Source organism: Paraburkholderia sp. BR13439, from assembly GCF_040948805.1.
GTDB lineage: Bacteria > Pseudomonadota > Gammaproteobacteria > Burkholderiales > Burkholderiaceae > Paraburkholderia > Paraburkholderia youngii.
The window spans coordinates 112,684-121,888 of sequence record NZ_JBFPKN010000023.1 but is presented as its reverse complement, the minus strand read 5'-3'; the positions used below and the strand labels follow the sequence as shown (position 1 = coordinate 121,888).

Genomic DNA, 9,205 nt, shown 5'->3' with positions numbered 1-9,205 from the left:
TCCCGAACAGGACCGTGAAACGACTCCACGCCGATGATAGTGCGGATTGCCCGTGTGAAAGTAGGTAATCGTCAGGCTCCCCCAAAGCCAGAAACCCCACCGCCCAGCGGTGGGGTTTTTGCGTTTATGCGGCCAATTCCGCGCGCTTCACTACTTTCCGATCCGCAGCGCATCCGCGTAACCCGGCGACTTCCGACACGTTCGTCCAAAATCCGTGTCCTTCTGGCTCAGGCGGTCAGCACTTCCTCCAAAACCGCTATGCCCGCTTACGCGCCAGCGCTCGATCGGATCCCCCTGCGATAAAGCGGTCTAGTCTCTCACTGGCCTCCGTAATCGCCCAAAGCGGAGCGCGATGCAGCTGCCGATCGTACCTCGTAGCGATCGATGCAAAGAGCTCGAATCCCGCTTCGTCCAGCTTCCATTCGTCGCGTTCCCGACCTGCGTCGAACACCATCGCCGAGGCGCGATCCGCGGCGTGGAGTTCTTCATGGCTCATCGAGCCGAAGCCGGCATCGGCGAGATAGCTGGTCAACAGCATGATCTGCATGAGTGTCTGTGCATCGCTCTTCGTGCCGACGCCGCGGCGCAATGCGTCGAGCGACAGATGAACTCGTAACGCGAGATCGTCGGCGATCTGGCGCGCGATGGGCAACAGCAGGGCTTTGGCATGCCGCGCGCGGGCGGCGCCAGAGTTGCGGAAAGGAATCGGTTGTGCCATGGAGATCCGAGGGGTTTGCTTGAGCACATGCAATAACGGCGCGCTTCGCAAAAGGTTGAGCCTTCATTGCGTTTTACCCGCTTCCTTCGACGAAAACGTTTGCTGGCGACCACTTGCGTGCAGATTGCCGGCATGTCGCGGCGTCCGTAGTCGAGCGGATTGACACCTAGATCGCCCGCGGTGCGCCGTTCGCTACCCTCGAATCCAGCGGTTTTCCCTCCCATCCTCGCCCACGGAAAGGCGTCGCGGCATTGCCGCCTCGCGGACGTCCGGCCGTCAGCCTCGGCCAAACCTCTCTATCATGACAACTGGAACAACGCCGACCAGCAAGCCGGAACGGAGCAGGTCCCGTCGGCAAGCGCCATCCAGTTGCGTTCGACCCGGGAAGCATCGAAGCGGGCTCCACGCGGCGAACCGCATCGGGCGCGCGATCATGCGCCGCGTCGCCACGCCACGGTCGGCTGGCTCGAGGTGTCTGTCCTCGACGGATGTAACCAGCGGCGCGGGCAATGACGCGGTCTATTTCGCGCGCATCACACCCAGCGCGACGATCTTCGTTCCGTGCAAGGACGGCATCAGCCACGACGAAATCGAGGACGCGCGCCGATCATCTGGAAGCCGGCTTCAAGGTGCTGCTGCAGGTGATGCTGAGCGCCGCGTCGAGGACAGGGAGCGTACACGTATGAAGATCCTGATCGCACGAATGAACCACGAGACCAACACGTTCTCGCCGGTAGAAACCCCGCTGGCCGCATTCGGCCGCACCGGTCCCAGCTACGGCCGCGCCGCGTTTGACGAAAATAAGGGCATGCAAACCGCGATGGCCGCGTTCATCGACGCCGCCGAGCGCGTGCACGCCGAAATCGTGACGCCGATCTCCGCCATGGCGAATCCGAGTGGGCCGGTGGACGCCGCAGCCTACGATACGATCTGCGACGCGATCCTGGCAGGCGCGACCGGTTGCGACGCGGTGATGCTCGATCTGCACGGCGCGATGGTCGCGGAGAACTCGGCCGACGGCGAAGGCGATCTGCTCGCGCGCGTGCGTGCGTCGTTGCCGCACGCGCGGATCGCGGTCGCACTCGATCTGCACGGCAACGTCACGCAAAAGATGATCGACAACGCCGACATCATCGTCAGTTTTAAAACCTATCCGCACGTCGACATGTACGAGACTGGCGCGCACGCGGCGCGCCTGCTGTTCGACATGATCGACGGCCACGCGAAGCCGGTGATCGCGTGGCGTCAACCGCCGCTGCTCACGCACACGCTGCGCAGCGCGAGCGCCGACGGCGCGATGAAACGCGCGCTCGACGCCGCGCGTGCCGCCGAGGCCGACGGCATGCTCGCGGTGTCGGTGCTGGCGGGCTTCTCGCTCGCCGATATCGACGCGCCATGCATTAGCGTCGTTGTAGTGGGCAATGGCGAGCGCGCGGATGCCGAGGCGGTCGCCGAGCGTGTCGCGCGACAGATCTGGGACGAGCGCGACGATTTCGTCTATCGCAGCGCGCCGCTTGCCGATTCGGTCGCGCGGGCGGCGTCGCTCGCGCGCGGCGCCGACAAACCGGTGCTGCTGCTCGATCATGGCGACAACTGCATGTCAGGCGGCACGTGCGACACGATGGATCTGCTCGAGGAAGCATTGAAGCAGGGCCTCGATGACATCGTCAGCGGGCCGTTGTGCGACCCGCAGGCGGTCGCGGCCCTGGCGGCCTCGGGGGTCGGAAGCACGGTCACGCTCGCGATCGGCAACAAGCTGACAAACGATGCTTTGCCCTCGCGTTCGCCGCTCGCCCTGACCGGCGTCGTGCGCGCGCTGACGGACGGCGAATACGTGATCAGCGGTCCGACCTACACCGGCCAACGCGCGTACATGGGGCGTGCGGCAGTGCTCGACGCCGGCACGGTGAAACTCGTCGTGACCGAACACACGCATGAGCCGTGGGATCTCGGCGTGTTCGAGAGCGTCGGCATCGATCCGCGCCGCGCGCGTTTTCTGCTGCTCAAATCACGCATGTATTGCCGGCCGGTCTTCGTGCCGATCGCGGCGGCGCTCGTCGAATGCGATAGTCGCGGCGTCACGAGTTCGGACTACAGTCTGTTCAGATTCGAGCGCGTGAAACGGCCGGTTTATCCATTGGACCCTGACACCGAATGGACCGCGACCAACTGATCAACACGCATGCGATTCGATAAATCGCCGCAAGGGCTTGTGAAGTCCGCGACGAGTCTCTATAATTCGCGCCTCTAAAGGCTCGTAGCTCAGTTGGTTAGAGCACCACCTTGACATGGTGGGGGTCGTTGGTTCGAATCCAATCGAGCCTACCAACGCATCTGTGACGTAGACGAAAGCGGTTCCGCTTTCGTCTACGGTCCAGTCAAATCCATCCCGTCGTTCCCGCAGTTTCGCCGTTCGGCATCACGTCCCCTTCGTTTTCGTTGTCCGCTTGTGGCTCGCAGCTCGCGCACATTTACGCGTTCTCTGCCGCTGTTGCGTCGTCGTTCGACAATGCGCGGTACAGTTAGTCCTTCCGCTTTCGCCGACGACCCGACTGCCGTTCCCATCGCATCATTCGATCATGCGCTGCCGGCAGCATCCAACGGAGCTGACGCAATGAAGAAGCTCATCAACGATGTGTCCACCGTGGTCCCCGACACGCTCGACGGGCTCATCGCCCTCAATCCCCAGCTCTCGCTGTTGCAGGGCGGCACGATCGTGTTGCGCGCCGATGCCGAGGCCGTGGCCGCGCGTGGCGAGGTCGCGCTGATCTCCGGCGGCGGCTCGGGCCACGAGCCCGCGCACGGCGGCTACGTCGGCCACGGCATGCTGAGCGCGGCGGTGGCCGGCGAGATCTTCACATCGCCATCCACCGACGCCGTGCTCGACGCAATCCGAGCGGTGGCCGGCCCCCCAGGCGCGTTGCTGATCGTCAAGAATTACACGGGCGACCGCTTCAACTTCGGCCTCGCGGCCGAAATCGCGCGCGCCGAGGGCATTCCCGTCGAGATGATGATCGTCGCCGACGACGTCGCGCTGAGCGCGAGCGGCGATCACGCGGGCCGTCGCGGACTCGCGGGCACGGTGCTGGTTCATAAGATCGCGGGCGCGGCGGCCGCGCGCGGATTGCCGTTGCCCGAAGTCGCGCGGATCGCCAAAGAAGCGGCCGCGTCGCTCGGCACGATGGGCGTCGCGCTGACGCCGTGCACGGTGCCGGCCGCGGGCAAGCCGGGCTTCGAACTGGGCGATCGCGAAATCGAATGGGGCCTCGGCATTCATGGCGAACCCGGGGTGGCGCGCGGTGCGCTGGAACCGGCCGATGCGATGGTCGGCAAGCTGCTGGCAAAGATCATCGACGATCTCGCGTTGCAGCCCGGCGAGCGCGTCGCGCTGCTCGTCAACAATCTTGGCGGCACCCCATCGAGCGAGCTCCACGTGGTAGCCGGCGCCGCGCTGCGCGAGCTCGCCGGGCGCGGCATCGAAGTTGCGCGCGCGTGGGCCGGCACGTTCCTGAGCGCGCTCGAAATGGCTGGCGTGTCGCTGACGCTGCTGCGGGTCGATGACGAACGGCTGAGCCTGCTCGACGCCGCCTCGCATACGAGCGCATGGCCCGCGCTGAGCGGCCGCGTCGCCCAGGTCGCGGTGCGTGCGGCGCCACCCGCGCCGCCAGGCGCGAGCGGCGCGACGCTCGCGCGTGACGCGACGCTGCGGCGAGCGATCGAAGCGGTCTGCGAGTGCCTGCTGGCAGCCGAGCCGATATTGACCGAACTGGACCAGCGCGTCGGCGACGGCGACCTCGGCATCAGCCTCGCGCGCGGCGCACGCGCGGTGCAGCTCGAACTCGATTCCTACGCGTCCGCAACCACGCCGAGCGCGGTGTTGCGCGGCATCTCGGCGACGCTGCGGCGCGTGGTGGGCGGTACGTCGGGTCCGCTATATGCGGTGATGCTGCTGCGCGCGGCGGCCGCGCTCGAACCGTCGGGCGGGGCCACGGCACGGCAATGGGCGACGGCGTTCAGCGCTGGTGTCGATGGATTGATGGAACTCGGAGGCGCGACGCCGGGCGATCGCACGATGGTCGATGCGCTGAAGCCCGCCGCCGACGCGCTGTATGACGCACTCGCTCAGGGAGCGTCGACGGATGCCGCATTGCAAGCCGCCGTCGATGCGGCAATCGATGGCACGTCGCGTACCGCTTCGATGCATCCGCGCCGCGGGCGTTCGAGTTATGTCGGCGAGCGAGCGATCGGTCATGTGGACCCAGGCGCGCACGCGGTGGCGTTGTGGCTCGCGGCGATTGGCGAGGCCCTTTCGGGTTAGGCGCGGGCGAACGCGAACGCTACCGCGAACGCAACGGGCAAACGAGCTTGCACGGACGAGAAAAACAACGACCCCTTCAAGGCCGCAGCAGATCGAACCCCGCGAAAGCAACGACGCCGCTCAGCGCGATCAGCGCCACCGAGTGCTGTCCAACGTACAGCAGCCCGGCGGCGGACCAACACGTGACGGCGAAAGCGGCGATACGTTTCATGCTTCCTTCTTCCACGACTCGAACTCAAAAACCGGCTCAAAAGCCCAGCGCAACGGCCAGCAAGCCACTAACGACACCGCACACCACCACCGCACAGGCCACCACCGTCAGCACGCGCCGCGGAAACGACCGCGCGAGCATCGCGAGCGACGGCACGCTGACGAGCGGCAGCGTCATCAGCAGCGCGCCGGCGGGGCCGGCGGCCATACCGAACGACAGCATCGCCTGAATGATCGGCACCTCACCCGCGGTCGGAATCACGAACAGCGTGCCGGCGATCGACAGCGCGATGATCCACAGCAGGCTGTTGTCGACGTCCGGGCCGACGTGCGGAAACAGCCATGCGCGCGCCGCGCCGAGAATCAGCACGAGCACGATGTATTCCGGCACGAGCCGCAGCGTCATGCGCCCGAGAATCGAGACCCAGCGCGAGAACGCGGTACCCGGATCGTCGGCGCTGACCAGTTGCGCGACGGCTTCTCGCGACGCTTGCGCTTCCTGCGGCGTGATCATGCGGTTCACGAGGTAGCCGAGGCCGAACACCATCACGATGCCGAGCGCGAGGCGCAGGCCCATCCACTGCCAGCCGAGCACGAAGCCCATGAAAATCAGCGTCGCGGGATTCAGCGCGGTGTTACCGAGCCAAAAAGCAATCGCCGCGCCCGGCGCCGCTTCGCGCGCGCGCAGGCCGGCGACGACCGGCGCCGCGCAGCAGGTGCACATCATGCCAGGCAACGACATCAGGCCGCCTTTGACGACACTGTTGAAGTCGGCGCGACCGAGCGCACGCGCGACCCACTGCGGCGGAATCAGCGCTTGCACCGCGGAGCCGAGCAGCAGGCCAAGCACCATCGCCTGCCAGATCGCCTTGCCGTACGCGAGCGCGAAATCGATCGCGGCCTGCCACGAGGCCGCCGGCGCACTCGCGGACGTGCCCATCAGGATCGACTTGCCGATCGAATGCTGGCTCGCGGCGACGAACGCGCGGTTGTAGTACGGAAACCACTTCACATAGAAGAGGCCGACGACGGCGATCAGCAGGAAGACGATCCAGCCAAACGTGACGCGAGGTTGCCGAAGGGTTGATTGCATGATGGTTCTTAAATGTCGTTGTGAGTCAACCGAGGACTAGCGTACGGGTGTCGAGCTGCGCGAGCAGCGTTTTCGCCTGCTCGACGACGTCGGCGTCGTTCGGGCGGAAATGGAGTTGCAGCGCAGTCGGCAGCTGATCGAAATGCTGGCCGCTGCTGCGCGCGTACGCGGGATCGTAGTGAAGTTCGATCAGTTCGTGCGCGAGCTCGGCGCGCCGGTTGTCGTCGACGAGCCGCTGCCAGCCCGCGACCCGCTCGCGGCTGTGCAGGCCGATCAGCCGTTCCAGCTGTCCCTTGAAGTAGTCGGGATGCTCGAACAGATGCGCGTAATCCTGCAGCAGAAACGCCGCGCGATCCTCGCGGCTCGAACGCACCTCGATGCACGCGCCGCGATGAAACGTTTCGAGCAGCGCGAGCGGCAGCGTGACGGAGCCGATGCGCCGGCTTTCCGCCTCGACGAACACTGGCCGGTTCACGTCGAAGTCTTGCAGCGCGGTGACGAGCAGCGTGTCGAAACGCTTTTGCGACGGCTGCTGCACGCCCGTGTACGCGCCGAGCAGCGAGCCGCGATGCGAGGCGAGCGCCTCGAGGTCGAGCGTTTGCGCGCCGGCCTCATGCAGCGCCGACAGCAGCCGTGTCTTGCCGCTGCCGGTCGGGCCGACGAGCGCGATGTAGCTGAAACGGCGCGGCAGGGTTTCGAGCCTCTCCAGCGTGGCGCGCCGGTAGCTCTTGTAGCCGCCCTCGAGTTGGCGCGCCGACCAGCCGATCATGTTGAACAGCGTCGTGACCGACCCCGAGCGCTTGCCGCCGCGCCAGCAGTAGATCAGCGGGCGCCAGGTGCGCGGCCGGTCGGCGAACGTGGTTTCCAGATGATGCGCGATGTTGCGTGCGACGAGCGCCGCTCCGAGCCGCGTGCCCTCGAACGGCGACACCTGCTTGTAGGTCGTGCCGACCAGCACGCGTTCCTCGTTGCTCAGCACTGGCGCGTTGGTCGCGCCCGGAATATGGTCTTCCTCGAACTCGAGCGGCGTGCGAACGTCGACGATTTCATCGAAATCGCCGGCTTTATCGAGGCTGACTAGAAGACTTTTCAAGGGAGTAGGGACGAAAACGGACCGCGGGAAGACCGAAATTATCGCATGCGCGGCTCGTTCGGGCCGGTTATGCGTCCTTTCAGGCGTTCTCTAGTGACGCGTTCCTTCAACCGCCTGCCTCAGATGACCTCGACCCGCGCTTCACCGCTCACAAGCTCGCCGATCACTCGCGCGTCGGCGAAGCCATCGGCGCGGAACAGTGCGAGCACCTCTTCGACCGCCTCGGGCGCGCACGACACCAGCAGCCCGCCCGACGTCTGCGGATCGGTCAACAACGCACGGCCGGCCGATGGCAACGTGGCGGGCAGCACCACGTCGTGGCCATAGGCATCCCAGTTGCGGCCCGATGCGCCGGTGAAAATACCGGCTTCCGCGAGGCTCGCGACGTTCGGCAGCCACGGCAGGTCCGCATAGTGCACGCGCGCGGTCAGCTTCGAGCCGCGCGCCAGTTCCAGCGTGTGGCCGAGCAGGCCGAAGCCGGTGATGTCGGTCAGCGCATGCACGCCGTCGAGCCGCGCCAGCTCGGCGCCCGGCCGGTTCAGCTTGGTGGTGGCGCCGATCATGGCCGCGTAGCCGGCCTCGTCGAGCCGGTCTTTTTTCAGTGCCGCGGACAGAATGCCGACGCCGAGCGGCTTGCCGAGGATCAGCACGTCGCCGGCCCGGCCGCCCGCATTGCGCTTGACGCGCTTCGGATCGACGATGCCCAGCGCGACGAGGCCGTATATCGGCTCGACCGAATCGATCGAATGGCCCCCCGCGAGCGGGATGCCCGCGTCCGCGCACACCGATTCGCCGCCTTTCAGCACGGCCGCAATCACGTCATGCGGCAGCACGTTGATCGGCATGCCGACGATCGCAAGCGCCATGATCGGCTTGCCGCCCATCGCGTAGACGTCGGAAATCGCATTAGTCGCGGCGATGCGGCCGAAGTCGAACGGATCGTCGACGATCGGCATGAAGAAATCGGTGGTCGCGACGATCGCCTGGTCTTCGTTGAGCTTGTAGACGGCGGCGTCGTCGGCGGTGTCGTTGCCAACCAGCAGGTCGGGGAAAAACGGCAGCGGCGCGCTGCGCTTGAGCAGATCGGCGAGCAGGCCGGGCGCGATCTTGCAGCCGCAGCCGCCACCATGCGACAGGCTCGTAAGGCGGGGCGACTGGCTTGCTTGGACTTGGGTCATGAGGGCGGGAGTTCGGGTTCGTCGAATGACCGCATTATGAGGGTAGTTTTCACACTGTGCAGCGTCGGCGCGGGCCGCAAACTGGCTTTATCCGAACGATAAACGCCCGCGTAGAAAGTACCAATGCCGGAGCAAATGCAAACGGCAGCTGCGCGCCATGAAACGAATTCTTCACGCGCCAACGCAATTGCGCACCGCCGCGCGAATTGATCGCCGTCGGCAATTAGCAAACCAATTACCGCACGATTGCAATGCCTTATTTATTGCTGCCTGCGCCGGTCCCATACAAGCCATTGTTAAATCCGCCGGCGCCCTCGGCTTTTTGTCCCTGGCCGGCGGTTTTGCCGCGCGCGTTACCTTGTCCGCTGTCTTTCGACTGAGGTTTTTGCGATTCGTGAACCGCCGACGCGGCCGGGTCGGGCGTCGAACCCATCCCGGACGAGCGGCTTTCCATGTGCGAAGAGCCGCCCGACTGGGGAATCTGCGCAAGGCTGGGGGAGTTCGCGGCCAGCAGTGCGGCGCCGAGAAGCGCAAGCGAGGCTGCGCCGGCTGCCGCGCGACAGGAGTAAGGAGAGTAGTTCATAGGAGCGCAATA

The 9,205-nt window shown here is 65.8% G+C and carries 8 protein-coding genes and 1 tRNA gene; 3 read left to right on the top strand and 6 right to left on the bottom strand.

Annotation, left to right across the window (positions count from 1 at the left end):
- Positions 1-256 precede the first annotated feature (256 nt).
- On the bottom strand, positions 257-718 hold the full coding sequence (locus AB3X96_RS34000; RefSeq protein WP_368593123.1) for a hypothetical protein: 462 nt from the start codon (positions 716-718) through the stop codon (positions 257-259).
- 682 nt (positions 719-1,400) lie between these two features.
- Between AB3X96_RS34000 and AB3X96_RS33995 the strand changes: the two genes are divergently transcribed.
- The 3 genes from AB3X96_RS33995 (at position 1,401) to dhaL (ending at position 5,036) form a co-directional block, all read left to right on the top strand.
- On the top strand, positions 1,401-2,891 hold the full coding sequence (locus AB3X96_RS33995) for a M81 family metallopeptidase (RefSeq protein ID WP_368593118.1): 1,491 nt from the start codon (positions 1,401-1,403) through the stop codon (positions 2,889-2,891).
- A gap of 78 nt (positions 2,892-2,969) precedes the next feature.
- A tRNA-Val gene (locus AB3X96_RS33990) sits at positions 2,970-3,046 on the top strand.
- 286 nt (positions 3,047-3,332) lie between these two features.
- Positions 3,333-5,036, top strand: a complete 1,704-nt coding sequence (gene dhaL / locus AB3X96_RS33985; protein WP_368593117.1) for a dihydroxyacetone kinase subunit DhaL — start codon at positions 3,333-3,335, stop codon at positions 5,034-5,036.
- 76 nt (positions 5,037-5,112) lie between these two features.
- On the opposite strand, the gene AB3X96_RS33980 is transcribed toward dhaL, so the two are convergent.
- The 5 genes from AB3X96_RS33980 to AB3X96_RS33960 all read right to left on the bottom strand — a co-directional run bounded on the left by AB3X96_RS33980 (position 5,113) and on the right by AB3X96_RS33960 (position 9,193).
- The gene (locus AB3X96_RS33980) at positions 5,113-5,247 is read right to left on the bottom strand and encodes a hypothetical protein (RefSeq protein WP_018424239.1); all 135 of its coding nucleotides are present in this window, start codon (positions 5,245-5,247) and stop codon (positions 5,113-5,115) included.
- A gap of 36 nt (positions 5,248-5,283) precedes the next feature.
- Complete coding sequence (locus tag AB3X96_RS33975; RefSeq protein ID WP_368593116.1) at positions 5,284-6,339, bottom strand: permease; 1,056 nt, start codon at positions 6,337-6,339, stop codon at positions 5,284-5,286.
- 25 nt (positions 6,340-6,364) lie between these two features.
- Complete coding sequence (gene mnmH / locus AB3X96_RS33970) at positions 6,365-7,432, bottom strand: tRNA 2-selenouridine(34) synthase MnmH (RefSeq protein WP_368593115.1); 1,068 nt, start codon at positions 7,430-7,432, stop codon at positions 6,365-6,367.
- 119 nt (positions 7,433-7,551) lie between these two features.
- Positions 7,552-8,610 (bottom strand): selenide, water dikinase SelD, encoded by a 1,059-nt coding sequence (selD, locus tag AB3X96_RS33965; RefSeq protein ID WP_368593114.1) that lies wholly within the window; start codon positions 8,608-8,610, stop codon positions 7,552-7,554.
- A gap of 256 nt (positions 8,611-8,866) precedes the next feature.
- Entirely contained in the window at positions 8,867-9,193 is a 327-nt protein-coding gene (locus AB3X96_RS33960; protein ID WP_368593113.1) for a beta-xylosidase, read from the bottom strand.
- Positions 9,194-9,205: the final 12 nt, after the last annotated feature.

What these genes read in the sequence shown, in the direction of transcription:
- AB3X96_RS33975 (WP_368593116.1), bottom strand. Translation starts at nt 6,339, where the DNA reads ATGCAATCAACCCTTCGGCAACCTCGCGTCACGTTTGGCTGGATCGTC.
- AB3X96_RS33980 (WP_018424239.1), bottom strand. Translation starts at nt 5,247, where the DNA reads ATGAAACGTATCGCCGCTTTCGCCGTCACGTGTTGGTCCGCCGCCGGG.
- selD (WP_368593114.1), bottom strand. Translation starts at nt 8,610, where the DNA reads ATGACCCAAGTCCAAGCAAGCCAGTCGCCCCGCCTTACGAGCCTGTCG.
- AB3X96_RS33960 (WP_368593113.1), bottom strand. Translation starts at nt 9,193, where the DNA reads ATGAACTACTCTCCTTACTCCTGTCGCGCGGCAGCCGGCGCAGCCTCG.
- AB3X96_RS33995 (WP_368593118.1), top strand. Translation starts at nt 1,401, where the DNA reads ATGAAGATCCTGATCGCACGAATGAACCACGAGACCAACACGTTCTCG.
- dhaL (WP_368593117.1), top strand. Translation starts at nt 3,333, where the DNA reads ATGAAGAAGCTCATCAACGATGTGTCCACCGTGGTCCCCGACACGCTC.
- AB3X96_RS34000 (WP_368593123.1), bottom strand. Translation starts at nt 718, where the DNA reads ATGGCACAACCGATTCCTTTCCGCAACTCTGGCGCCGCCCGCGCGCGG.